We start from the raw sequence: 26,102 nt of genomic DNA, 5'->3' as shown, positions 1-26,102 counted from the left end.
TCTCACCATTTTGACATTCTGACCAAACCCCTCAGAGAACGCCGTAGTCGGCCGCCCGCCGCATGTCTTCGGTCGGCTTGAGGTTATTGGTCACCACTTGCGGACATCTAAAACACGCCGAGCGGCCTTCCTGTAGCCACCAACGACAGTCGGCACGAATCGCGCAAACCGGCAATTGCTCGGTGACCGTCGGCGTAAAGCGCACAACTTTTTCCGCCAATCGGCATTTGGATTCCGCCTCCGCGTAGTGCCCGCATCCACTGCAAGCGCACGGCGCGGAAAAGCGGAATACTTCCGCCGGGCTGACAGGGCCAGCCAATTCGAGCAATTGCTCGGTCACCGGTTGCGGGGCACTCAGATAGGCCATTTCCGGTTTATCCGCGGTGCCGGTCATCACGCCGATGACTTGGGCACCTTCCCATTCCGGCTGCGCGCTGGGACATAACACTGGGTTCTCCAAGGTCATGGCACTATCAACCCAGCTGGGTTGCTCCTTGCAGACCGCCCAAGCCCCCGGCCAAACCGCCGGCACTTGGGTTGGTAATGACGTTATTCAATCCTCTAAACTGATCGAACCAGGGGCCGCCGGCGATAATGCCTTTATTAAGCACCAAGCTTAACGAGGCCCCGCCGCTGACTTGATCGAGTTGCTCCTGATTCAATTCCACGCCGGCAGCCTCCCGGGCTTGCAAAGCGCGTTCTATGCCTTGTGCGGCAAAGGCGGATAATTCATCGGCAGAAATTCGAGTAGTTTTGTTTGACATGACAGTTCTCCTAAATAATTTAAAAAGCCTTATCTCACGACGAGATTGGCCACGACGGTTTTGACGTTGAACGCGCCGGGATTGATCACCGGCCAAAATTTGCGCGGAAATTGGCTTAAATCTTGATCCGGACCAATCAAGCCGCCGGACACCCGATTTAAATCCTCTGCTGGCAAGACTTTCAGGTCTTGATCGAATTTGGATTTTTGAGACATTGTCTTTCTCCTTAATAAAGTTACGAGGCTGGCGCACCGCCGGCCCAACGACTGCGATACCGACAAAATTGCTTGCCAGCCGCATCCCCACCTACCGGTTTGTGAACTTGAGCGGGTATTGATACTTTAGGCGTTCGCCACCCTGGAAAGCTGTGACAAATTCCACTGCGAATCCGGGTAGTTTTTCATTCGACGGGCATTCGTGCAGCTACTGCGGCTACGCTAAACGCGGTACTTGGCTGGATGTGTATATTGCGAAACTTTTTCACAGCCTAAATTTAAAGATCGTCTTCAGCATCTACAATTATTAATACGGGCCTTAAATGACGTTCGCCTTAATGCCTCGGTACTGAGTCTATCGAAAGACCAACCAGCTCAGGCTCCGACAAGCTCAGCCCGAACGAGGCACCAGGGATAAATAGGGCTGATTTGAATGGCAATATCTTTAATGCAAATGACGACATTGATAGCAACTGGTAGCTTTTCATAGCCGAATTGGTCGGCAGCTGCCGCTTAGGCTTAATCCTGGCCACACTACCCGGGCCGCTTGGACCGCATAAGATGGTATTTCCGGCAAAACACAAGATCGTTTGGAACGACATTGCAAGCCGCTTTTGCTTATTTAAATGCTGCGCAGCATACTGCCCGAAATACGCTGACAAGATCAGTTCATAGCTATAGCCATTGACCAAACAACCATGAAAAACACGCCTTCACCCGCGGAACAAACAGTGTTACCTGAGGCCGTTGCGCCCTCATTTACCCGAGTTTTAATTTCCAATATCGTGGGTTTGGTGATGTTGCTTGGTCTGGCGCTTTTAGTAGGAATGACTTGGCAAAGCGTCACCAGCACCGAGGAAACCACCCGGCGCGAGGTGAAAGAAACCCTGGACCGCGCGACCGAACGCCTGCTGACTTTGATTCGGGCGGCAGAGATGACAGCCGAATCCGCTGAACGTGCCGCGATTGCCCCGGAGGTAACGGGCGCCACTTTACAATCGACACTGGAATATTCACTGGCTGCATTCGAACAGCGCCCGGAATTAAGTTACCTGGGCATCTCCCTGGCGGCTTCAGGCGAATACGGCGCGTTGGAACGCACTGCAAATGGCGAGATTTTACTTTGGCTATTCCCGGGCAACCGAACGGAAGGCCCGCTGGCGCGAAAGTTCATATTGACCGAGCAGGGATTCGTGCTCCATCAACAGCTGCACAACCAACACTACGATCCCCGCAGCGACGCGTTCTACGAAGCCGCTTTGCGCAGTCCAAGCGGCGACACCTGGGTTCCGGCTTACCGCTGGGCGGCACCTTTCACTGGCAATGAGCCCTTGTGGGGCTTCAGCTACGGCAAAGTGCTCAAAGATGCCGGCGGTCGTTTGATCGGCGTTCTGGATGCCGACTTCGACATCCCGGCCTTGAATAGCTTTCTACGCGCCATAGGTACGGAATATCACTCCCAGTTTCAGATCCTTGAGCTGGGAGCCGCTCCGCGCCTAATCGGCGATCCGCTGCAAGTAGGCCGGGCACCACTGCCCTTGCCCGCCGAGTTGAACCCTTTGCTGAATTTCGCCGGCGAATTATTCCTAGACCGCATGCTAGTGGAAGGTGAACAACGCTGGGTTGCCGCCCGGCGCATGCCGCTGAAAGGCGGCATGTCTTGGTTGGTCATTACCTCGCGAAAAGTGTCGTATATCGAGGACATGCTACGCCGCCAGTTATATCAGGTGGGCGGCATGGGCGTGGCAATTACCGCGGGACTGGTGCTGGTCTCGATGCGCATGGCCCGGCGCTTCGGCAAACCGCTGGCGGTGCTGGAACGCAGGGTTGCCGGCATCGGCCATACTGAACTAGAAGCCCCGGCGGCCGCCACTTTCGCCACGAACGAATTCCGGGAAACCCAGATTCTGGGTGAAGCACTCGACCACATGGCCGTGGCCGTTAAACAACTGCTGGAAGCCAAAGAACAGCAAGCCGCTTCTCTGGCCTTAAAAGGCGCTATTTTCGACTCCACCCATACCGCGATCTTTAGCCTGGATCACCAGCTGACCGTTATAGAATGGAACGCGGCCGCTGAACGTTTGTTTGGCCTGGCGCGTGAATACATTCTTGGTAAGTACATCACCGATGCTGTGTTCGCACCCGACGGCCGCGCTGATTGGGCCGAGATCCTCAGCACCACGGATTCCGGCGCGTTTCAATTTCTCGGCGCCCAAGGCGTGTTCGACGCGGAATTGCGGGTAGCGGCTTTTAGACGCAACGGCTTGGAAGTCCGCACGCTGTTTCTAAACGACATCTCGGAACGACAACGCGCGGATGCTGCGTTGCGGGAAAGCTTAGCCCGCTTCCACGCCGCCACCCGCGCGACAGGAGATGTCGTGTGGGACTGGGACTTCGCCAGCAACGACATCTGGTGGAGCGAGAACTTTCAAATTGTGTTTGGCTACAACGCTGACGAGATTTTGTCTTCATTCGATTTCTGGGCCCGCCGCATTCACCCCGACGACCGCGACCGTGTGGTAGCACACCTTCAAGCCACAGTAGCCGGCAGCGAGAAAACCTGGTCTGAGGAATACCGTTTTCGGCGAAAGGACGGCAGCTATGCCGACTTGTTTGACCGAGGCCAATTGCTCTGTGACGACACGGGGCGCGGCGTGCGGATGATAGGTGCCATCCAGGACATCACCGCGCGTAAACAGGCCGAATTGCAGATTCGCTATCTGGCCACCTACGACGGCTTGACCGGCCTGCCTAACCGCGACCTGATCCAGGACCGCATTGCCCAAGCCATCGCCCACGCGCGCCGCGCCGGTAGCCAGCTGGCACTGTTATATCTGGATTTGGATCGCTTCAAGGTAGTCAACGACGGCTACGGCCATCCATTCGGCGACGCGGTATTGAAGGTCGCCGCCGAACGGCTAGGCAGCCTGATCAGGGACGGCGATACCGTGTCTCGCCTGGGCGGTGACGAATTTCTGATTTTGCTGACTGATCTAAACAAAGATAGCGATGCCTATTTCCTCGCCCAAAAAGTGGTCCAGCATCTTGATAGTCCACTGCTAGTTCAGGGGCGTAATATCCATTTGTCCGTCAGTATTGGCGTCAGCGTGTTCCCGCAGGACGGCGAAACTGCCGAGGCGCTGATCGACAACGCTGACGTGGCGATGTACCGCGCCAAGGACCTAGGCCGCAACACCTGTCAATTCTTCACCCGCGAGATGAGCGAGGAAACCCTGCGCCGTGTCAATATAGAAACGCGCTTGCGGGAAGCGTTGGCGGCGGGACAGTTTCAGCTGGCCTACCAACCCAAGGTCAACCTGAAAAACGGGCAAATTTCCGGCTGCGAAGCCTTATTGCGCTGGCAACATCCCGAGATGGGTGCGGTCTCTCCCGCCCAGTTCATTCCAATCGCCGAAGACTCCGGGCTTATCGTACCCATAGGCGATTGGGTGTTGCGCGCGGCTTGCGCTCAGGCGAAAGCCTGGACAGACGCCGGTTTGCCGCCGGTCTGCGTGGCGGTCAACATATCCGCACGCCAATTTCTACAGCAGGATGTGATCAGTTGGGTGATGAATACGCTCGAAGCCACCGGCCTGCCGGCCTCCCAACTCGAACTGGAACTGACCGAGAGTTTGATCGCTGAGGATGTCGAGAAGGTCATCGCCACTTTTAGCCAGCTCCGGAGCGCCGGCGTGAAGCTGTCCATAGACGATTTCGGTACCGGCTATTCCAGCCTCAGCTATTTGAAACGATTTCGCGTAGATACCCTAAAAATTGATCAATCCTTCGTCCGCGACATGCTCACCGACCCGGAAGACGCCACTATTGTCTTGGCGGTGATTGCACTGGCGCACAACCTGGCGTTCAAGGTGATCGCCGAAGGCGTGGAAACCGAACCACACTGCCAGTTTCTGCGCGAACACCACTGCGACGAGATACAAGGCTATTACTTCAGCAAGCCATTACCGGCAGCGGAATTCGAGGCCTTGCTGCGTACCGGCAAACGCTTGGTATAAACGGCAGACGCTTGGCGGGCTGGCATTTGCAAAGTTGACACCCGCCAATGCATTGAGCGCTATTCCCACTTTCGCCGCAAAAGTGGTATGTCTGTGATTTAATTGGCCGGCAATGTGTGAAATACTTCACTATCATGACGCAAACTTAGTAAGCTAGGCGTCACATACAAACAGACCGTTATCGAAAGCGGCACTCTACTAAATCAAGCGGTTATAGCCTCATCATGCAAGCAGAAGTCATCACCAGTCTGAGCAACATTCCCTTTCTCGCCGATTTGCCCGAGGAGGCTTTGGAGGCCTTGGCAGCAAGGGCCAAGGTCATTAAATTCCCGAAAAAGGCGATGATTATCGCCGAGGGCGACCAGACCAGCTCTATGTATGTCATTTTGTCCGGCAAGGTGCGGGTGTTCGGCAGTAACGACAAAGACAAGGAAGTAACCTTATTGATTCAGGAAGCCGGCTCGTATTTCGGCGAATTGGCCTTGCTCAGCGACGAACCCCGTTCCGCCGCCGTGGAAGCCCAGGAAAAAACCGTGTGTGCAGTCATTGCCAAAACCGATTTCATCCACTGGTTGAAACTACACCCCGATGCGGCGATTGCCCTGCTTAAAGTATTGGCGGAAAAAGTCAGATTCCTGACCGAGAAAGTCAAACAAATGGCCTTGTCGAATGTTTACGAACGTACCATTAAAGTGCTGCAAGATATGGCGGAAAAGGACGGCGACGTTTATGTGATTCACAATCGCCCGACCCAGCAAGAGCTGGCGACGATGGTGGGTTCGTCTCGGGAAATGATTAACAAAGTAATGAAAGAACTAACCAAAGGCGGTTACATCAGCGTCGACGAAAAAACCCTCAGAATCGAAACCACCCCACCAGCCTCATGGTGAGCTGCGTATAGCGATTATCGACAACGCATTATCGCTACTGCACATTGGGCCAATTGACAAAAATAAGAAAATCTAGGGCAAAGTTAATTATTACCTTGATCAGTTAGGGTTTCAGACTTTATCATCCGAAAAAAAACATCTTTCGGAGATAAAATGCGCTGCCTTGTGATTTGCTTCATGGTTTTATTTGCGCCAATGTGTTTGGCAGAAACCGATGCGACCGCGACAAGCTGTAGCGTGGAAAAAGCCGCCAAACTGGTTTCGCTGCAAGGCACCTTGTTTTACGACGTCGGCGCCAAGGGACAATGGCAACCGGCGCAACTCGAGCAAAGCCTTTGCGAAGGCAGCCGGGTTCGAGTCGAAGCCTATAGCCGCGCATCCTTGTTGCTACCCAACGGCATCACTCTGCGCCTTGCCGAAGGCACTGTACTCACTTTAAACGGCATCGCCCGCAATCAAGCCACATTGGTCGATTTGCTGAAAGGCTTTGTGCATTTCATCAGCCGCACCCCCAAGCAATTACAAATCACCACGCCCATCGCTAACGCCGGACCGGAAGGCACCGAGTTTGCGTTACGAGCCGACGATAGCAGCGCCGAATTATGGGTTTACGAAGGCGCCGTGCGCTTTTTCAATACCTATGGCGACATTCACCTAAAAGCCGGAGAAGCCGGGCAAACCTTGTTGGGCCAGGCCCCACGCGCGCGAATCGATCTTAAACCCGCCGATGCGGTGAATTGGGCCTTGTATTACCCGCCACTTTTACCCTATTCCGAGTCCGACGCGCCTATAACGCCTGCTCTACGCGCCGCGATGCAGAATTATCGGCAAGGCCGGGTCGATTTGGCACTCACCGCTTTGGACCGGACGCCCCCGGCTGAACAGTCTTCAGCGTTTTTGAAAGCCCGCGCGGCAATCAGGCTGACAGCCGGGCAAAGCCAGTTGGCGATGCAAGATATTCAAGCCTTGCGCTCCATCAATACGAATGACGCGGACGCTTTCGCACTGGAAAGTGTTCTGGCGCTCACCCAAAATCGCAAAGCCGACGCGCTGAATCTGGCCGAGCGCGCGGTGACGGCAAATCCGCAATCGGCTACTGCTTATTCAGCATTATCGTATAGCCAACAAGCCGGATTCGAACTGGAAAAAGCTTTAGCAGCGGCGCAACATGCTAGTCAGCTAGCACCTAACGATGCGATGACTTGGGCGCGGCTGTCCGAACTGCAATTGGCCTTGGGCTTGCGCACCGAAAGCGCTGAGTCAGCGACCAAGGCTTTTATGCTGGACCCCAATTTAGAAAGAACCCAAACCGTGCAAGGCTTTTCGCAATTATTCAGAGTGGATACCGCCCTAGCCTTGCGGCATTTCGAAGCAGCCGTGCAACTGGACTCTACCGCGCCACTGCCGCGACTGGGTTTGGGTCTAACGAAAATCCGCAGCGGCGACTTGGAAGCCGGCCGCCGCGACCTGGAAATTGCCGCTATTCTGGACCCGAACAATTCCTTGTTACGCAGCTATCTGGGCAAAGCCTATTACGAAGAAAAACGCCCGGCGTTGGCTGGCGATCAATTTGACTTGGCGAAGCAACACGATCCGAAAGACCCCACGCCGTATTTTTACGATGCACTACGCAAGCAATCCTTGAATCGCCCGGTCGAAGCCCTGCGCGACATGCAGCAATCCATAGAACTGAACGAAAATCGCGGCGTGTACCGCTCGAAACTGCTGCTGGACGAAGACGCTGCCGCCCGCACCGCCAACTTGGCACGTATTTATAACGATCTGGGTTTTGGCCGGGTGGCGTTGAAGGAAGCCTGGAAGTCCTTGGGCCACGATGCCACCGATCCGTCCGCGCATCGCTTCCTGTCGGATGCTTACGTCGGTCAACCGCGCTACCGCGTCGCCCGCGCCAGCGAACTGTTGCAGGCGCAGTTGCTGCAACCGATCAATATCACCCCGGTACAACCGCAATTGACCGGGGAGAATATCGGCATTCTGAACAGCACCGGACCAGGCAGTTTATCGGTGAACGAATACGACTCCTTGTACACCGGCAACGGCGCGCATTTGGTTATGAACGGCGCCTACGGCAGCCGCAACACCCTCACCGATAACGCCATCGTCTCCGGCGTGTACGACAAACTATCGATGAGCTTTGGGCAATTTCATTATCAAACAGACGGCTTTCGGCAAAACGACGACTACAAGCAAGACATCTACAATGCCTTTGCCCAATACGCCATCACCCAGGATTTGAATGTTCAGGTGGAGTTAAAGACTGAAGATGTTCAAAGCGGGGATACGCCTTTTCGGTTGAACGGGTTCAGCGCCCCGAACCAAAGACAAACCATAAAGCAAGACACTGCTCGAGTCGGCGCACACTACCGAATCGATAACCATCAGGACATATTATTTTCGTCTTTCTATACGACCCGCAAGAACGAAATTAATGACCGTATATTAACGGTCGCTGGTCCAATCAGTTTCAACCGCTTCACCGATGACATATCGGCTATTAAAAGCTACCAAACCGAGCTACAGTACATTTTTACTCATGAAGATTTCGATATAACCAGCGGTGCAGGTTATATCAATTTAGACAATGACATTTTATCCAGAAGCTTGGGGCGCAGAACCACCGCGCCTTTTGCCGTAACAACCAGTCCGTTATTTACCTTTTCTCGGCTTAGTGAACGGCAAACAGAGTATTTCAATATTTACAGTTATTTAAAATATAGACTGTCATCTAACTTAAACACTACTTTAGGTCTTAGTTACGACTCTTACGAAGACACCACCTTTAAGAAGTATCAGTTAAACCCTAAATTCGGCCTTATTTGGACTCCCACGCAAAACCTGACCTTACGCAGCGCGGCCTTCCGCACCATAAAAAGACCGCTAACTAATAATCAAACTATAGAACCCACGCAGGTAGCCGGTTTTAATCAATTTTACGACGAAAATAATGGCTCTGCCGCATGGCAATATGCGGCAGGTTTAGACTACAAACCCACACATAATCTATTTATGGGTGGGGAAATTATTTGGCGTGACGGCCAGCAGTCGACTAGCAATATTTCCTCGCAATTTAGCCGGAATGAAGCCACACATATGGCTTATGTTTATTGGTCGCCTAGCGATTGGCTAACCTTAAAAAGCGAATACCGCTTCGAGAAATTCAAACGTGAATTTGCTAATAACCTAGACCCATCAAACCCGCGCAGTCTCGCCTCGCATCAGGTACCTTTGTCCATCAACCTGTTTCATAACTCCGGGCTATTTGCCAAGTTATCCGGCACTTTTGTGGACCAGCACGCCACATCGAGCAGGCTATTAGCTGGCCTTCCCGCCAATGCCCCCAGATTTACAGGTGACAGTGAGAGTTTCTGGGTTTTCGATGCCCTGCTGGGCTATCGTCTTCCCAATAGATTGGGCACGCTAGCGTTGGAAGGCCGTAACTTATTCGATAATAACTTTGTTTACCAAAGTGTATTCGACGCCAGCGGCCCGCAACTTAGCCCTTTTATCCCTGAGCGACAATTGTTCGTCAAATTGAGCTTGTTTTATTAATTTGACGACTAATTTCGTTCAGGATTTTTTAAAAACAGGAGAAATATAATGAAAAAAATGCAAGCGGCAACCTTCCTATTGATGAGCACCTTAATCATTGCGTGCGATAAAAAAACCGAACATACCCCACCAGTAAAACAAAGCTCTTCAGTACCCGCCCTAGTTAAACAAACAGCGATATTGGCGGAAGGTATTAATTTTAAAACTAATCAATCTGTTGTAATTGATGCTCTGACTGGCAAGGAAGTCAAACCTTGCACCAAAACACCTACGCCAGGCAAAGAGGGTGCCAGCAAAGATACTAGACAAAGTAATCCAAAAACCGGACCAGTTACCGGAGATTGCCAAAGCCAAATTCTTAGCGTGGACGAAGCCGTATTGAACGCGATGAAAATTACTGGTCCTGTCGATGGCGTGATTTTAAAAAATAATAAAGAAGTTAAAGCCAAGTTTTTTGTGTCGGTAAAAGCCGTATTCGAAGGCTCTTACTGCAACACGTTCTTTTTGAACGGCGACCAATATGAAGTCTGCTACACACAAGAAGAAATCGACGCTGCTTTCCAATAAGTAAGCATGTCAAGGCTACCCTGCATATGATTGTTGGTGGACTCGCCTCTGCGGTCCACCAAATTCAAAACCACTTTTAAGCCTATCCACGACTGGCAAACTCCTTATGGCCCGTCCGTTACGCATAGCCGTTATTACCGTTCTCGGGCTTATGCTAAGTACGCTGGTAGATTTAGCTTTCGATATGGAAAGCAGACTGGGTTTGGACACCTTATTCAAAATCCGCGGCCCGCAAACAACACCCGATCAAGTGGTAATCGTCGCGATGGATGAAGCGTCCGAGACTCGCTTGGGCGTGGGTCAAGACTTGACCCGCTGGCGCGAGTTTCATGCAAAGTTGGTTGACCAATTGAATCGCCAAGGCGCGATTTTGATCGTGTTCGATCTGCAATTTATCGCCGCTAACCCCAGCGTAGACCCTATGTTCGCTGATGCAATGCGCGCTGCCGGCAAGGTCTTAATCAACGAATGTGTGCAAAAATTTCGCCGAGGCGTCGAGGACTTTTATGGGCGGGAAGAATGTTCGGACCGCAATAAAATACCCGCCATTTCCCGCGAAGGGGAACCAGCCACAACCTTATCCGAGCAGTTGGTAGTGATGCGCAAACTGTCGCCAACGCCGGTGATTGCTCAGGCGGCGCTGGATAGTGCGCCGTTTTATCTAATAAACAACTCGGAAAACGCCAGCATCCGCGAGTCCTGGACCTTTTACGATGCTCTCGCCGAAGCACCCAGTCTACCCGTCTTGGCCTGGTTTTATTACCAACAAGCAAGCAGCGATTATCCGGATGAACAGCCCTTGTCGGCTTGGTTGACTGCACAGCGTCGAGCGTGTGCAAACCCTACTCCAGATTTAGCGAAACTGAACACCCACACCAAACAATTGATCTGCCAAGGCGACAGCCGTTACCTAAATTACTACGGCCCACCCCGCACGCTCAGAATGGAATCCTACGCCGATGTTTACGAAGGTAAGGTTGAAGACTTACAAGGCAAAGTGATATTCGTCGGCCGCGCCAACCGCCAATTTTCGCCCGGCAAATCCGACTTTTTCCCAACCCCCTATTCCGATTCGCGCACCGGCAAAATGGCCGGCGTGGAGATCATGGCCACGCAATTCGCCAACTTGCTGGAAGATAGTTTTATCGAAATACCTGCGCCGGGTTGGCTAATATCGAGCTTATTCGGCTTGCTTATCGCCCTGTTGCTGGTCGGATTTGCCGGCTGGCCAGGCATCGTCCTCAGCCTGGTGTTAGCCTCGGCTTATGCCGGCTCGGCTGTCTGGTTGTTCGGCCAGCGCCATTGGTGGTTGCCGGTCGCCGGGCCGCTATTAATTCAATTGCCAGCGTCCTGGCTTCTCAGCTTGGCCTGGTCGCGCTACGACTTAATGCGCGAACGCGGGCGCATACTTGAATTCGTCAGTAGAGTGTTTCCGCAATGGGTCGGCATGTTGCCCGCAGCGCCGGGGCAATGGACGGAAGCCGGTATCGCTGGAACTGAAAAAGATGTTTCCGGTTTATGTCTGGCCACCGACATAGAAGGCTATACCGCCATCGCCGCCCAACACTCGCCACGAGAAATGTGGGAGCTATTGAATACCTATTACCAAGTGCTAGGGCATCCGGTAGTGTCGCATGACGGTGTGATCGCCGACGTCACTGGAGACGCGATGATGGCAGTGTGGTTCGATGCGCCGGCCAGCAAGCAACGCCACGCTGCCTGTTTCGCCGCCTTGGAAATGGCCACGGCGGTGGAATCGTTTAATCTATCCTCCAGTCTGGCACCACTCGCCACCCGCATCGGTTTGTATGAAGGCGAACTCACGCTGGGCAGCCTGGACGCCGGCACCTCCAGTCATTACCGGGCTATTGGTGATACGGTCAACACCGCCTCGCGGATTCAGGGTGTGAACAAGTATTTAGGTACGCGGATTCTGGCATCGCACAGCATCGCCGCCGATTTGGACGGTATCGTCTCCCGTCCGGTGGGTTCGTTTCGCGTCGTTGGCCGTGCGGAGCCTTTGAATCTAGTGGAAGTCGTCGGGGTAAAAATCAGCGGCGATCCCCCACCGAACGAAGTACATCGCATCTTTGCCGACGGTTTGGCAGCGTTCAAGGAAGGTGTGTGGCCGGAGGCTGTCCGCCTATTTCAAGCGGCACTCGCTCTCGACGCCAACGACGGCCCCAGCAGATTTTATCTGCAAAAAGCTTTGCACTATAGTGAAATGCCGCCGTTGGCATGGAATGGGATCGTGGTGTTGGATAGCAAATAAACCGCCGCAGCGATATCTAACTTCCGTTACTCCATGGCGCTTCAGCAGAACAATCAGAGCGTGTTAGCCGCTTTCAACGGCGGGGTCTTGAGCCCAGTCCGGCAATTTCATTCGCCAATTCGATACTAAACCTTGTCAAGCACCGGCTTTGCGCAGCGACACTGGCTTCAGCACCCTTACCTGCCGCTTCGCTGCACTCAAAGCGTTTGCCGATCACCGCTTCATCGGCTTTTTTCAATTGCCATTGCACGGAGAAGCGGCTTTGGCCGCTGGCGGTTTGATGCAACTCGAGAATATCGAAGCTGATTTGGTAATCGATAGCCTGGCGCGGTGCCCATGGATAGCGAACCACTTGTTCTATGCCCAGTTGCTTGGCTAAAGAAAGCCGCAAAACACGAGCAATATTGTCATCCAGACGTTCGGCCCAGCGATTTTGGTCGTCCAGTTGGTACTGATGTTCGCTCAATGCAGTGATTAGCTGCGGCCGGTCCAAATACGCCGGCAAATGAATCGGGCCCAATCCCAACACGGTATCGGCCGGTAACACGGTAGCCGACGGCGCGGCGGTTTCGGCGCTAAGCATGTAAAACTGTATCGGCTGGCTACTGCAAGCGGTCAGTAACAGCACTGAAAGTAGCATTGGCAAATAAATTATGTGTTTCATATTCATCCGGTTAAATCTGCTAAAAACCCAATCTATTTGCCGTATATCAACGACTCTGGCCGCCGCTCCAACGACTCTGTCAAATCCTTCAAGGAACGTGCGGCATTGCGCATTTCCACTAGGGCTTGCCCAAGTTGCGCATCCGGCGCGGCCATGGTTTCCACTGCGGTCAAAGCATTTTGAGAGCCTTCCATCATCTTGGTCGCGGCATTCAGGCTTTGTTCGGCGGCTTTCAACACCGGCAACAACTCTTTGTTAAAGTCTTGCAAAGTGGTGCGGGTCTCGGTCAGAGCGCCATTGGCATTGGTCATTAACGGCCCGATCTGATCGTTTAGCGAACTCATCAGCCGTTGGGTTTCTTGTAGGGATTTAGCCAGGGCCGCCATCGATTTCTTGGTATCGTCCGACTCCAGCAAGCCATGCATCGAATTCAAGGTATCCGCCATGTTTTTGGTAATCTCTTCCAAGGGCAACTGCCGCACCCGGTTGAAGATTTCGTCAGCGGTGTTGCGAATTTCATCGACTGTGGTCGGTACGCTGGGCAGTTCCGGCAGATTCTTGTAATCCAGTTTGACCAGATTGATCGGCTTGTCGCTATAAAAATTCAAATCCACATACAGTAGGCCGGTTAGCAAACTCTGGGTCTCCAAGCGGCCCTTTAAACCGGCATCGATCATACGTTGAGCATCCTGCATCCGCTGTTTTTTGCTGTGGCCGCCGGATTGCTGTACCGACAGGTCTTGCAGTAAGGCTGGATCGATTTCGATCACCACCGGCTTGAAAATGCGGCCGGTCGCAGAATCCATCACTAAAGAAATCTCGTTGACATTGCCGATCTGCACACCCTGTAACTTGACCGGCGCGCCGACATTCAGCCCGTTCAAAGCCGAGTCGAAAAAGATGACGAAGCGTTTTTTATCCTTAAAAAAATCACTACCGCCAAAGATCATCACCCCCGCAGTCAGCAGGATCAACGCGCCGACCAAAAACGCGCCAATGGCGAGTGGATTGGCTTGTTTGCTCACGCCGGACTCCTCATGTGTCGATGATTACTATTTTGCTCGGTTTGGTCGCCGCGATTCAAAAATCGAATCACGTTGGGGTGTTTGGATTCATGCAGCAGTTTTTGCGGGGAACCACCGTCGATATTGGTGCGGGTTTCGGCATCCAGAAACACCGAGTTGTTGCCGATCGCGAAAATACTGTCCAGATCGTGGGTCACCACCACGATGGTAGCCGACAGTGCGCTACTCAAGCTCAGAATCAGATCGTCCAGCAGTTTGGCGGTGATCGGGTCCAAGCCGGCCGACGGTTCGTCGAAGAACAGAATCTCCGGGTCCAGGGCCATCGCCCGCGCCAAGCCGGCGCGCTTTTGCATGCCGCCGCTCAGTTCGGAGGGATAATAGTCTTCAAAGCCGGCTAAACCGACCAGCGCCAACTTATAGGAGACAATCTCCCGCACCTTTTTTGGTGGCAACTGAGTGGCTTCGGTAATTGGCAGCGCCACGTTTTCGGCTAAGGTCATCGAGCTGAGCAAAGCACCGCTTTGAAACAACACCCCGGTGCGCGCCAAAATTTGTTGGCGGGCTTTGGGGTTGGCTTGCCACAGTCCTTGCTCGCCATAACAGACATCGCCTTTTGCCGGCGATTTCAAGCCTATCATATGCCGCAATAAGGTGGTTTTCCCGCAGCCGTTACCACCCATGATGATAAACACATCGCCGCGGTTGATCGTAAAATTCAGATCGCGCTGAATCACGAAATCGCCGTAAGTCATCGTCAAATCTTTTACGGTGATGCAGGCTTCGGCCATCGTCAAATCCCCAGCCGGTTGCAGATGATGGTCATCACCGAGTCGGCCACCACGATAAACACGATGGCCGTCACCACCGCCGAAGTGCCGGCATCGCCGACCGCCGAGGCGCTGCGGCCGCACTGCATACCGCGCATACAACCCGACAGCGCGATCAAAATCCCGAACACCGAACACTTCACAAAGCCGATAATAAAATCCTTCATCTTAACGGCGTGGGCTGTGCGGTCCAGATACTCGGTCAACGACACATCAAAAAAATTCACCGTCACAAAGCCGCCGCCGATGATGCCCATCAAGTCGGCGTAAAGACATAATAGCGGCATGATGATGATCAAGGCCAGCATGCGCGGCAACACCAGAAACGCCATCGGGTCCAGGTTCATGGTTTTTAGCGCGTCGATTTCGCTGTTGACATGCATCGTGCCGATTTGGGCGGCATAGGCCGCGCCGGTGCGGCCTGACATGATGATTGCGGTCATCAAGCCGCCCATTTCCCGAGTCATGCCCAGACTAACCAGGTTGGCGATGTAGATTTGCGCGCCGAACAAAGACAGTTGCACCGCGCCGACGAAGGCCAGAATCAAACCCACCAACAAGCTGATCAAGGTAACAATCGGCAACGCCGATGGTCCGCATTCTTGAATATACAGCCATAAATCCTGGCGGCGAAAATGCGCTTGACCCCGCATGGTGGCAAAAGTGCTGATGATCATTTCGCCGACAAAGATCAACATCTCCTTGCCATGCTGAACCGCTTTGCCGGTGCTGACTACGAAAGCCTGCGACCAGGAGGTCTGAGTTTGGTCACGGTGCGCATCGACGCGCTCCGGCACGGCGGAAACCAGCGTCAATAAGCCCTGAATCGAGGTTGGCAGGGTAGATTTATCGACCGCGACAACTTTTTGCGAAGCGTAGTCAATCAGTTTGATTAACTCTGTGACCAGCATGCTGTCCCAACGCCCCAGGGCCCCGGTCGAGAAGACGATTTTTTCGATAGCATTGGTTTCAATCTGCGCCAATACCGGTTCCAGCGGGGGTAATTGCGCATCCAGCACCCAGTCTCCGGATAGCGCAATTTCCAAGGCCTTTGCCTGACGAATCGCGCTGATGGCACAAGTTGGAGCACTATGGGTGGCTGGCGGTAGGATCTTTGAATTTTTCATCCCTGTTGGTACTAATAAAACTTAGCCACAAGTATGCGCAGAACGCCGACGCATGGCAATAGCCGACAGATAAGTATTTTTAGCGCAACACGCCTAAAAATAGCCTGATGCAACTGCTTTAACTGCATGCCCCCGCATGCTCAAAATCGGCATGTCGGCAGCGCAAAGCTTATCAGGACCTATCAAATTTTCGCCAATTCGCGAATTTCCCAGTCGGCCTTGATTTGCAAAATTTGCGGTTGGATATCCAGAAAACAGGCCACCATCGCCGGATCGAAATGCTGCCCGGCACCGTCGCGGATAGTCGCGACCGCCTTCTCGACCGGCCAAGCTTCCTTATAGGGCCGGCGCATGGTCAATGCGTCGAACACATCGGCCACTCCGACAATACGCACCGATTCGGGAATGCTTAGGCCCGCCAGCCCATTTGGGTAGCCGGTCCCATCCCATTTTTCGTGATGCGACAAGGCCACTTCGGCCGCCAGTTTAAAAATCGGTGCATCGCTTTTCGACAGAATATCGTAACCAATCTGGCAGTGCCGGCGCATGATGCGCCATTCTTCCTCATTTAACGCACCTGGTTTACTCAGTACCGCATCGGGCACGCCGATTTTGCCGGTATCATGCATCGTCGCGGCAAACTCCAGCAATTCGGCGTCGGCACAACTCCAGCCGACATTTAAGGCCAAGGCTTTAGCATAAGCGGCCATCCGCCAAATATGTACCCCGGTGTCGTTGTCGTTATAATGTCCGGCTTCGCCCAGCATATAGATTGCATCGCGGTGGCTTTTTTCCAATTGCGTGGCTCTCACTAGCGACAAATGAGTTTTCACCCGCGCGCGCACCAGACTGGGCACCACCGGCTTACTCAAGTAATCTACGCAACCCACCGCAAACCCCTGCTCCTCATCACCCAACTCAGATAAAGCGGTGACGAATATGACCGGGATGGTTTCGGTGGCCGGATCGGCTTTCAAAGCCCGACAGACTTGGTAGCCGTCCATATCAGGCATCTGGATGTCCAACAAAATTAAACTCGGCCTATGCTTGGCAACCGCCAGCAGAGTTTCCTGACCGTTACGCGCAAACACCAAATGATATGTAGGCTCGAGAATTTCGCGGAGTATCGCCAAATTCGCGGGTTCGTCATCCACGATCAAAATAGGATTATTAGGCATGGGTATTTTACTGAGTTGGTATATCGAGCTGGTTTATTAACGCCAAAGCTAAGCTTTCAGCTTCCCGAAAATTATAGTCGCGAATTTGCGTAGCGAGCGGCGCCAATAAATCGGCGTCAACCAAGCCCTCCAGTTTAACCATTACGCGTTCGGCATGACCTGGGTTGTCTTCATCCAGCGCCGTTAATAGTTCGTCCAGCAAGAATTTGGCCCCACCCAGCGCTTCGGCATGGGTGTGATGATCAAGCGCTGGTATTGTGTTTCGGCTTAAGTTGCCGATGCTGCTGATAACCACGTCAAGCGCCTGTTGCAGCGCTGCGGAGGCCGCAGCTAGAGGCTCACCGCGATTCAAGGCCGTTTCCAGTTCGGCGCTGCGTTTGGCTACATCCGTCAGTGCCAAACCATAAGCAGCGCCTTTTAGCTTGTGCGCCAAGGCCGCTACCTCGGTAAGCTTCCCTTGCTCTGCTGCAGCACTGATTTCCTGTCCGGCAGCGCGATACTGATCAATAAAGTATGTTAGATAGGATTGATATAGATCAAGCTTATGCCACATTTTTAGGCCGGCGTTAACATCGATTCCTGGCCAATCGTCTTGGCCAGGATTTGTCGGCGCAATCAGGGGGACGGATTGGTCGCTGGAAATTACCTCGTCACGCCGATCACCGGATGCAGGCAGCGTAAGTCCGAGAAGCGATTTTCTTCCTGCCCAACGCGTGATCAAAGCCAGCATTTGCGGTACGTTAAAGGGCTTGGCGATAAAATCGTTCATACCCGCTTCCAGCGCTGCATCCTGCAAGTTTTTAAATGCGCCGGCCGTGAGTGCCAGGATGGGCAAATCAGACCACGTCGGGTTTTCACGTATCCGCCGAGTGGCGGCATAACCGTCCATGCGCGGCATTTGCACATCCATCAACACCAAATCCACTGCGTCAGGATGGTTAAGCAGCCAATCCACGGCGTCTTGACCGTCGCTTGCTAAACTGACTTGCGCCCCCTCGGACTCCAAAATCCGCCTGGCCACTTCGCGATTGATGTCGCTATCGTCCACTACCAATATCCGCAAACCTTGAATCCGCGTGCCCGCCGAATTAGGCGATGTATCGGGCGCGGCTAACGGCAACGGTGGCTGCGGCGCTTTTGACAATACCGCCGCGACAGCGTTATACAATGCTGAGGGCGTTACCGGTTTACTTAATATCCCATCGACATGATTCATGTCGGCATGAGCGGCCAGCCGTTCACGGGAATAGGACGCGCTGATCATCAGAATAATGGCTATTTGCGGCTGATCGAGCTCAACAGCGGACAGAGACGCGCGGATAGCTTCGGCTGCGCTGATGCCGTCGGCTCCCGGCATGGGCCAATCCAGCAATACCACATCATAGGGATCAGCGCTCTCAAGACTGGCTAACAGCTCGACGATTGCCGCCTGGCCCGAAGCGACCAGAGTGGTATCCCAATCAAGACCCCGCGCCGACATATGCACCGCTTCGCGCGTATTCTCGCAGTCATCGACCACCAGTAATTTCAAATTGTGCAAGGGCGGGATGGCTTGCGTCGGATTGAAATCCAGGTGGCGCTGCAAGCGCAGCACAAACCAAAACTCGCTGCCTTGGCCGGCGACACTGCTTACCCGTAACTCGCCACCCATCAAATCCACCAACTGGCGACAAATTGTCAAGCCAAGGCCGGAGCCGCCAAAGCGGCGGCTGATCGTATTGTCAGCCTGGGTAAAGGCGGCAAACACATCATCCAACTGCGGTTCTGAAATACCGATTCCGGTATCACGCACGGCAAAGCGCACCGCTACCGTATCGCCGTTTTGCCAGTCATCGACAGTAACCCGCAACACGACTTCGCCGCGTTCGGTAAATTTAATCGCATTGCCGAGTAAGTTGATCAAGACTTGCTGGATACGCAAGCCATCGCCAATTAGGGCATCGATACCCGCTGGCGGGATGATGATCAATTCCAGATTTTTGTGGTCGGCCGATGCCGTCATCAATGCCGCGAGATGATCGAACATATCGCTGAGCCGGAAAGGTAGGTTTTCGATTTCCAGGCGTCCGGCTTCGATTTTGGAAAAGTCCAGAATATCGTTAATGATCGCTAACAAGGAGCGCCCGGCATCGCGAATTTTCCTCACCAAACTGCGTTCTTCTTCGTTCAGGGCGTGCTGTTCCAGTAAATAACAAAAGCCCAGTACCGCATTCATGGGCGTGCGGATTTCGTGGCTCATATTCGCCACAAAACTGCTTTTTACCCGCGTCAAACGCTCTGCGCGCTGCAATGCTTGATTGAGTTCTTCCGTACGTTGTTCGACCAAGTTTTGCAAATGATCCCGATATTGCAGCAGTTCCATCTCTTGTTTTTTACGCACGCTGATGTCCTGTACCGTAGCAACCCGGTACATCACCTTTTGTTCTGGATTTTTAACGCTGACCAAATCCACCGCCACATCAAACTCAGAGCCATCCTGGCGTCGATAAACCGATTCGTAGCGTATTTTGCCGAATTGGTCGGCTTCATGGAGATGGCGTCGGGCCGACTCGACGTGTTCAGGCGCATACAGGGACAGAATCAATTGACCTTCAAACTGATCGGCGTTGTCGTAACCCAACATGTCGGCGAACGCCGGATTGCAGGTCACTAGACGCCCAGTCTCGGGATTGCCTATGGCTATGCCATGCCCGCAATAGCGGAAAGCATCGATCCAACGTTGCTTTTCGGCGGCCGCGAGTTTGGCCTCGGTGATGTCTTGCACTGTCCCAATTAAACGCAAGGGTTGACCATCGGCCGTGGTCTCCAGTTTGGCTTTGGACAACACCCAACGCTGCTGGCCTTGCGCGGTGCAAATACGGTATTCCAAACCGTTACCGCTATTGCCCGCCAAACAGTCCTGATGCCAGGCGCTTCTGGCTGCACGATCATCGGGATGCACGGTATCCAACAGCTGTTCCATGGATAAAGCTTGATCGGTTTCGGGTGATAGGCCAAACAGCCGGAAGGTTTCCTCGCTCCACATCGCTTGCCCGCCCGGTAGGTAGCGGACCCACGAACCAATATGAGCGACGGCCTGAGAATCTGCCAACAACCGTTCTTTTTCTATCAGGCTTTGTTCGATTTGCCGGCGTTCGGTGATGTCTAAGACAATACCTCGATAGAGTAGCGGCCGACCTTTCTCATCCAACTCTGGTTGCCCACGCGACATTAGCCAGCGTTCCCGGCCGTCAACCAGTTCGGCAAGCCGCCATTCCACGTTCAACTCGATATTTTGCTGTACCGCTTGGTGAATTGCCGCTTGCGCGATGGCGCGATCATCCGGATGCACAGTGGACAGCCAGACGTCGTAGCAGGCTTGGCAAGAAAACGGTTCCAAGCCGTACAAGCGCCATAGACCTTCATCCCATTGATTTTCGTTGGTCTGTAAATTCCACTCCCAGATACCGGCGTTGGCAGCGCGTAGCGCTTGGTTCAAACGCCGGTGATTAACATCCGATTCCAAACTGGCCATTCGCTGCAACTCAGTTCTGGAGCGGCGCAATTGTTCGAAAGCCAGATTAAACGACAGCCCCATCAAGGCAAAAATAGCCGTGGAATAGTAAGAGCGCACCTCCGCAACATAAAAACTTCCCTCAGGCGGGATAAAAAAATAGATCCCAATTGAAACGGCGATGGCTGTTGCAATTAGGCCGCTAAGTAACCCTCCCAAGTAGGCACTTAAAAATACCGCCGGGTAAAACAATATCCAGGTCAGTGGCGACAGTGCGGACCATAGCGACCATTGCAGTAAACCAGCGGCGATAGGAATCGCCAAAGACAGGACCGAAGTCGAGTTTATTGGCATTTGGCGGAAGCGGATGTTAAGCATGACGATGAAACTGCCGGCAATCTGCACTTGCGGACTGCAAACAACGCCAGAACTTATGCATACAAAACCATGCTGACAGTCACTCTATTGCCGATGCCACGGTAATTCAGGCGGTCAGATGCCAAGCTGTTGGCTTTTAACGATATCGCTGCGGCGCGATGGCGGGGGTTCTTGATGTCGTGCAGCGTGTCTAGCGGCTGTCGTGCAGTGCTGGCAGTCAGGGTTTTAGACCTCGAGTCTTGCACACGCAGTTCCGCAAGTGCCGACCAACACGTTTCGTCACCCCCTATTGGAAACTTGTGCGAACCGAAAAGCATGCGCCCCTCTAAATTTTATTGGTACCAGTCTAACGCGTTAGCTTACCAGATGAGTTTGTTGTGGCAAATATCTAGGGCTGGCAATCTCAACAGATTAAGGGGTATCTGAAGCTAGTAGAGTTTTTGATGGCACCGAATAAACGGATTTCGCACGCTATAAAAAAGCCCCTGAGCAGGGGCTTTTTGTTTGTTATCAGGTGTCCGTTAAAATGGAATATCGTCGTCGAAATCGTCATAAGAAGCCGGCGCCGCTGGCGAGCCTGACGGCGCGGACGGGCGATTGTCGTAACTGCTGGCCGGCGGCGTATTGTTGTCTGAATAGCTGGCGGTACCGCCGCTCTTGCTGTCGAGCATATGCATATTGTCGGCCACGATTTCCGTCGTATAACGCTCCTGACCGTCCTGGCCTTGCCATTTTTGCGTGCGAATCCGGCCTTCTACATAACATTGGCTGCCTTTTTTCAGATACTCGCCGGCGATTTTCGCCAGACCGCTGAAAAACACCACCCGATGCCATTCGGTTTCTTCCTTACGTTCATTGGTGTTGCGGTCTTTCCAGCGGCGGCTGGTGGCTAAGCGGATGGTGGTAATGGCATCGCCGCTCGGCATATAGCGGACTTCCGGATCGGCGCCGAGGCGGCCGATCAGCATAACTTTATTGAGCATGGTGTTCTCCGTGTAAAAATTGCGAGTAACAGCGGCTTACTGCCACTGCTTCAAAAAAATACCTAGTTGGTTTTTGTCGAGCTGCTGGTTATCGACTTTCAAATACGCGGCATTTTCTTCAAAATGCAGCCGTACTTCCTCAATGCCGTTAATCGCTAACAACTGCTTAGAAAATTCCTCTCCACGTTCGGGTTTGACCGCTTGCAATGACAACAGCAAGTTGGCCCAATAGCGCGGGGGCGACATGAACAGCGCGATCACTATCCAACTGGCGGCGATGCCCGCCGAAAACATAAACACCGCCGCGGCACCGAATTCACCGTACAACCAGCCGCCGGCGCCACCGCCCAAAAACGCGCCTAGGAATTGGGCGCTGGAATAGATGCCCATGGCCGTACCTTTGAGATCGCCGGGCGCGGTTTTGGAAATCAGTGAGGGCAAGGTCGCTTCCAACAGATTAAAACCGCAGAAGAAAACCCACAAGCAGGCAATCAAGCCGATCAACTCGCCGTGAAATAACACAAAGCCAATGTTAGCTAACACCAAGGTGGTAATAGCGCCGATAAATACTTTTTTCATCTGCCGTTTTTTCTCGGCGATGATCACGAAAGGGATAATCATCGCCATCGACGTCACCAACACCGGCAGATACACCATCCAGTGGCTGCCGCCTTGCAGACCCGCATCCCGCATCAGTAGCGGCACCACGACGAAACTAGCCATCAGAATCAAATGCAGCGCAAAAATGCCATAGTTCAGGCGCAGCAAATCGGCATTTTTGATGACCGAACCCAGTTCAGAAGGGATGTATTCGGCATCGCGGTGCGTGGTAATTTTTTCGGGGTTAGGCACGACGAACAGAATCACCAAAATTGCCAGCGCCGCCAGTACGGCAATCATCCAGAAAATACCGGCAATACCAAAATGATGGGCAATAATCGGACCCATCGTAATCGCCACGCTAAAGGAAACACCAATGCTGGCACCTATCGTCGCCATGGCTTTGGTGCGGTGTACTTCTTGAGTCAAGTCGGCCAGCAAAGCCATTACGGCAGCGGAAATCGCCCCGCAACCCTGCAAGGCTCGCCCGATCAAAACGCCATAAATATCGGTAGCCAGCGCGGCCCAAATGCTACCCGCCACGAACAGAATCAGTCCGATCACAATCACCGTCTTACGGCTGAAACGGTCGGACAGCAAACCGAACGGAATTTGCAGGATGGCTTGCGTCAGGCCGTAAATACCCATGGTCAAACCGACCAATTTGGGTGTTGATCCGGGCATTTGTTCGGTGAACAACGACAACACCGGCAGCAGCATGAACAAACCCAGCATTCTGAGAGCATAGATACTGGCCAGCGATACGGTAGCCCGCTTCTCCATGGCCGTCATCGGACTGGTAATATCCTGAACCTGTGTCAAACCCAAACTCCCCTTTTGCGTCGAATCTTTAAAGTTGGCTATAGTACCAGTTTATTCAAATCCTCGGAATTCATGACCGCAGCCAGCGGCGGATTTACCCCTAAACCGGCAGCTATCAAATCAAATACGCCAACACCCTATCCTCTAAACAACATACGCGCCGATTCGTATCTCAAGACCAACTCGCGCCAATTCAGTGCATCGCGCACCAAGTTTGAGAGTGTTCTTTCAAATATGGCTACAACACCTACCAACCCTACTAATCACTCGCCAAGGCCGTTTTGGCCAAAGTATGCGAACCTCTGACGTCATTTCGACTCATGAACATAATTTAAAGCTAATAAACAAGATTAACGTCCAGGGAATACGTCAAAAACGCCATTTTTAAACTCAGCTCGCTGGCTAACCGTCTTTGCATGCCATTCAACGCCTACCCGCCGTCAGCCGGCACAATTACTGCTTGTAGATACCATGCGACTAGCACCAGACCCTACTTCATCTATCCTGAGGCCTATGCCTTATTCCGATATCTCCCAGGTTTTCAGTTCTAGCCTGCAGAAGTTATTGCAGGATAGAGAACGCATGTTAAGTACCTTGATGAGCAACTTGAAAGGTATGGTTTACTGCTGTCTGGTAGACCAACATTGGACAATGGTTTTTGTCAGTGAAGGTTGCCAAGCGCTCACTGGCTATAGCGCAGACGACTTATTGTTTAACCGCCGTATCACATACGAAGAACTAACCCTAGAAGACGATAGGATTTGGATTCGCGAACACATCAACGCCGCGGCGCTTAGCGGCGAACAATTCGAGTTGGACTACCGCATCACCCACGCCAATGGCAGCATTCGTTGGGTCAGGGAAAGTGGCGTCGCCCTGTTTAACGAACAAGGTGAATTGGAGGCCTTGGAAGGTTTTATCCAAGACATTACCGCGCACAAGCAAAGCGAGCAACTGGCACGTGAAGCTGAGGAGCGCTACCGCTCCATTTTCGAAAATGCCATCGAAGGGATTTATCAAACCACACCGGCCGGCCAATACTTAAATTTCAATCCGGCCTTAGCCCGCATTTACGGCTACGACTCCACCGACGATCTGATGCGCGCCATCAGCGACATTCAAACCCAAATCTACGTAGAGCCGGGCAAGCGCGCAGAATATATCGCCATGATGCAGTGTGATGGTCGGGTGCTGAATTTTGAAGCCCAGGTTTACCGGAAGAACGGCGACATTATCTGGATCACCGAAAACGCTCATGAAGTGCGAGACTTAAACGGCAATTTGCTATTTTATGAGGGCACCGTCGAGGATATTTCCGAGCGCAAACAATACGAGCAGCAGATCGAATATCAAGCCACGCACGACACCCTCACCGGGCTACCTAATCGCACTATGCTGGCCGATCGGCTGCAACAGTGCATGCATTTTTGCGACCGCTATGCCAACAAATTAGCGGTGGCCTTTGTCGATCTCGATCAATTCAAACTGATCAATGACAGCATGGGCCACCATGTGGGTGATCAGCTGCTGGTGACCATGGCCGAGCGTTTGGGCGCGTGCCTGCGTGAATCGGATACGGTTGTGCGGCTGGGCGGTGACGAATTTGTACTGTTGCTCACTAACGTGCAAAAAATAGAAGATCTTACCCACACCATGCAACGCATCCTCGCCGCGGTGGTAACACCGTGTATGATCGATGGTCGCGATTTTGTCGTCTCTTGCAGCATCGGCATTGGCATTTATCCGGACGACGGGCACGACCCCAATACCTTACTCAAACATGCCGACTCCGCGATGTACAAGGCCAAGCAATTAGGTCGCAATAATTTTCAGTTTTTCACCCCGGAGTTGAATCAAGCCTTAACCACCCGAATCAAGATCGAGTACCGCCTGCGCCACGCCATCGAAAACGAAGAGTTTTTATTGCACTTTCAACCTAAGGTGGATTTTGCCACCGGCGCTATCTGCGGCACCGAAGCCCTGATCCGCTGGCAACCGCCGGGCGAACCGCTAATTTCCCCAATGAGTTTTATTCCAGTGGCCGAAGAAACCGGGCAAATTGAAGAAATCGGCCGCTGGGTTTTGATCAATGCTTGCCGAAAAGCCTGTGAATTCCAGCAACGCACCGGCTGCAAGTTTCCCGTCGCTGTCAACGTCTCCCCCAGACAGTTCCGGCAACTCGATTTGGTCTATACCGTAAAATCGGTATTGCAAATAACCGGCATCGATCCCCAGTACCTGGAATTGGAAATTACCGAAAGCAGCCTGGTCCATGACACGCGACATTTCATTCAAACCCTGCACGATCTGAAAGCCTTGGGCGTTAAACTCGCCATAGACGATTTTGGCACCGGCTATTCCAGCATGGCCTATCTGAAAGATTTTCCGGTTGATCGGCTAAAAATCGACAAAGTATTTGTCGGCAATCTGGAAACAGAGCCGACGAATGTTGCCATTCTCAAGGCCATTATCGCTCTTGGCCATGGTTTGAACATAAAAGTGGTCGCCGAAGGCGTGGAAACGGCGTATCAGCAGCAATCTTTGCAGGACATGGGCTGCGACGAGTTACAAGGCTACCATTTCAGCAAACCCTTAACGGCAGAATCCTTTGTGGCACTTCTAAAACAACAGGATGCTGAGTTGATTGCTGCCCCCATCGGCATCTATGTTTAGCGACTAGATAAATCGACGAGCAGCAAATCCGCTTTGCT

General features: G+C 52.8%; 18 protein-coding genes. 6 read left to right on the top strand and 12 right to left on the bottom strand.

Annotated elements, in window-relative coordinates; translation table 11 throughout:
• Positions 1–31: 31 nt before the first annotated feature.
• Genes METH11B_RS0101170 through METH11B_RS0101160 form a run of 3 tightly spaced genes read right to left on the bottom strand, consistent with a single transcriptional unit; the run spans position 32 to position 979 of the window.
• Positions 32–466 (bottom strand): hypothetical protein, encoded by a 435-nt coding sequence (locus tag METH11B_RS0101170; protein WP_026600401.1) that lies wholly within the window; start codon positions 464–466, stop codon positions 32–34.
• A 7-nt stretch (positions 467–473) separates the two neighbouring features.
• Positions 474–764, bottom strand: coding sequence for a hypothetical protein (locus tag METH11B_RS0101165; protein WP_026600400.1), 291 nt, complete (start codon positions 762–764; stop codon positions 474–476).
• 29 nt (positions 765–793) lie between these two features.
• On the bottom strand, positions 794–979 hold the full coding sequence (locus METH11B_RS0101160) for a hypothetical protein (protein ID WP_026600399.1): 186 nt from the start codon (positions 977–979) through the stop codon (positions 794–796).
• Positions 980–1,677: 698 nt separating this feature from the next.
• On the opposite strand from METH11B_RS0101160, the gene METH11B_RS0101155 reads away from it, so the two are divergent.
• The 5 genes from METH11B_RS0101155 to METH11B_RS0101135 all read left to right on the top strand — a co-directional run bounded on the left by METH11B_RS0101155 (position 1,678) and on the right by METH11B_RS0101135 (position 12,294).
• Positions 1,678–4,995 (top strand): bifunctional diguanylate cyclase/phosphodiesterase, encoded by a 3,318-nt coding sequence (locus METH11B_RS0101155; protein ID WP_026600398.1) that lies wholly within the window; start codon positions 1,678–1,680, stop codon positions 4,993–4,995.
• Between the two features lie 224 nt (positions 4,996–5,219).
• Positions 5,220–5,885: a Crp/Fnr family transcriptional regulator gene (locus METH11B_RS0101150; protein ID WP_026600397.1), complete on the top strand. Its 666-nt coding sequence runs from the start codon at positions 5,220–5,222 to the stop codon at positions 5,883–5,885.
• A 153-nt stretch (positions 5,886–6,038) separates the two neighbouring features.
• Positions 6,039–9,455, top strand: coding sequence for a FecR domain-containing protein (locus tag METH11B_RS0101145; protein WP_026600396.1), 3,417 nt, complete (start codon positions 6,039–6,041; stop codon positions 9,453–9,455).
• Positions 9,456–9,503: 48 nt separating this feature from the next.
• Entirely contained in the window at positions 9,504–10,022 is a 519-nt protein-coding gene (locus tag METH11B_RS0101140) for a hypothetical protein (RefSeq protein ID WP_026600395.1), read from the top strand.
• 106 nt (positions 10,023–10,128) lie between these two features.
• Positions 10,129–12,294 (top strand): CHASE2 domain-containing protein, encoded by a 2,166-nt coding sequence (locus tag METH11B_RS0101135; RefSeq protein ID WP_026600394.1) that lies wholly within the window; start codon positions 10,129–10,131, stop codon positions 12,292–12,294.
• A 73-nt stretch (positions 12,295–12,367) separates the two neighbouring features.
• On the opposite strand, the gene METH11B_RS0101130 is transcribed toward METH11B_RS0101135, so the two are convergent.
• The 9 genes from METH11B_RS0101130 to METH11B_RS0101095 form a co-directional block, all read right to left on the bottom strand.
• Complete coding sequence (locus METH11B_RS0101130; protein ID WP_197026916.1) at positions 12,368–12,958, bottom strand: PqiC family protein; 591 nt, start codon at positions 12,956–12,958, stop codon at positions 12,368–12,370.
• Between the two features lie 32 nt (positions 12,959–12,990).
• Complete coding sequence (locus METH11B_RS0101125) at positions 12,991–13,983, bottom strand: MlaD family protein (protein ID WP_026600392.1); 993 nt, start codon at positions 13,981–13,983, stop codon at positions 12,991–12,993.
• Positions 13,980–14,771, bottom strand: coding sequence for an ABC transporter ATP-binding protein (locus METH11B_RS0101120; protein WP_026600391.1), 792 nt, complete (start codon positions 14,769–14,771; stop codon positions 13,980–13,982). Before METH11B_RS0101120 ends, METH11B_RS0101125 begins: the two co-directional genes overlap by 4 nt.
• Positions 14,772–14,773: 2 nt before the next feature.
• The gene (locus METH11B_RS0101115; protein WP_026600390.1) at positions 14,774–15,937 is read right to left on the bottom strand and encodes an MlaE family ABC transporter permease; all 1,164 of its coding nucleotides are present in this window, start codon (positions 15,935–15,937) and stop codon (positions 14,774–14,776) included.
• 182 nt (positions 15,938–16,119) lie between these two features.
• Positions 16,120–17,115 (bottom strand): response regulator, encoded by a 996-nt coding sequence (locus tag METH11B_RS0101110; protein WP_026600389.1) that lies wholly within the window; start codon positions 17,113–17,115, stop codon positions 16,120–16,122.
• A gap of 7 nt (positions 17,116–17,122) precedes the next feature.
• Entirely contained in the window at positions 17,123–21,013 is a 3,891-nt protein-coding gene (locus tag METH11B_RS27495; protein WP_026600388.1) for a response regulator, read from the bottom strand.
• A 26-nt stretch (positions 21,014–21,039) separates the two neighbouring features.
• Positions 21,040–21,303, bottom strand: coding sequence for a hypothetical protein (locus METH11B_RS28965; RefSeq protein ID WP_197026915.1), 264 nt, complete (start codon positions 21,301–21,303; stop codon positions 21,040–21,042).
• 204 nt (positions 21,304–21,507) lie between these two features.
• A complete protein-coding gene (locus tag METH11B_RS0101100) occupies positions 21,508–21,969 on the bottom strand; it encodes a single-stranded DNA-binding protein (RefSeq protein ID WP_020481898.1) in 462 nt (153 codons plus the stop codon).
• A 36-nt stretch (positions 21,970–22,005) separates the two neighbouring features.
• Positions 22,006–23,391, bottom strand: a complete 1,386-nt coding sequence (locus METH11B_RS0101095) for an MFS transporter (RefSeq protein WP_231499562.1) — start codon at positions 23,389–23,391, stop codon at positions 22,006–22,008.
• Between the two features lie 582 nt (positions 23,392–23,973).
• Between METH11B_RS0101095 and METH11B_RS0101090 the strand changes: the two genes are divergently transcribed.
• On the top strand, positions 23,974–26,064 hold the full coding sequence (locus METH11B_RS0101090) for a putative bifunctional diguanylate cyclase/phosphodiesterase (protein ID WP_026600386.1): 2,091 nt from the start codon (positions 23,974–23,976) through the stop codon (positions 26,062–26,064).
• Positions 26,065–26,102 lie beyond the last annotated feature (38 nt).

Origin of the sequence: Methylomonas sp. 11b (genome assembly GCF_000515215.1) — a bacterium.
GTDB lineage: Bacteria > Pseudomonadota > Gammaproteobacteria > Methylococcales > Methylomonadaceae > Methylomonas.
Note: the sequence above shows the minus strand (reverse complement) of the source record. Positions and strands in the feature narration are given on the sequence as shown.